Raw genomic sequence first — 981 nt, forward strand, 5'->3', positions numbered from 1 at the left:
GGGCGGACCATCCGGGGGCGGGCAGGGCGTGGGCCGCCATCAGCGCGGCATCCAGCGGGGTTTCCAGTTGCGGCATGCCGACCACAAGGTCATCGAGCCGCCGCTTCAGTCCGCGCGCGCGCGAACGCGCCCCTTCAGCCCCCAGCAGCCATCGGCGCAGTTCCGCCGCCTCCAGCCCCGACAGTTCGGTGGAAAACGCGCTGTCGGCCGCATCCATCAGGTGATGGCCTTCGTCAAAGACATAGCGCGTGGGGATGTTGTCCTCGCTGCCGGTGCCCGCGCCGTCGAGGGCGTGCCACGCCGCCTGTGACATGACGAGGGCATGGTTGGCGATCACAAGGTCGGCCGTGCGGGCGCGGCGGATGGAATGTTCGACAAAGCAGCGCTGGTAATGCGGGCAGGCGCCATGGATGCACTCCCCCCGCCGGTCCGCGATTCCCGCCAGCAGGCCGCGCCCGAACAGGTCGCCAAACCATCCGGGCAGGTCGCCGCCCGTGATGTCGCCATCGCCGCTCGCCATTGCCCAGCGCGCGATCAGGCCCAGCCCGATCATGGCCCCCGCCGCCCGTGGGCCACGCGACAGGGCGATGTTCACCGATTCCTCCATGTTGAGGTGGCACAGGTAGTTTTCCCGCCCCTTGCGGATCACGACATGTTCGCGGCGCACGGCGGGTTCGGGATACAGCCGCGCCAGTTCCGATTCGATCTGGCGTTGCAGGTGGCGGGTATAGGTGCTGATCCACACCGCCGCGTCGTTGCGCCGGGCCCATACGCTCGACGGCGCGATATAGCCCAGCGTCTTGCCCGTGCCGGTTCCCGCTTCGGCCAGGACCATGTGCGGCGCGCCGCGCTGCGCGCGCGGCGCGAAGGCGGCGGTGGCCACGTCGGCGAAATCGGCCTGCCCCGCACGGGTGCGCGCGTTGGGGCCAAGGATCTCGCTCAGGCGGGCGCGGGCTTCCGCCGGGGTGACGGGATGGGGGC

Annotated in this window: 1 pseudogene; it reads right to left on the reverse strand. The window is 70.7% G+C overall.

The annotated features are described in order from the left end of the window. A pseudogene (locus KMAL_RS16695) lies at window positions 1–981 on the reverse strand (ATP-dependent DNA helicase); the annotation flags it as partial.

Source organism: Novacetimonas maltaceti (genome assembly GCF_002906255.1).
Classification (GTDB): domain Bacteria; phylum Pseudomonadota; class Alphaproteobacteria; order Acetobacterales; family Acetobacteraceae; genus Novacetimonas; species Novacetimonas maltaceti.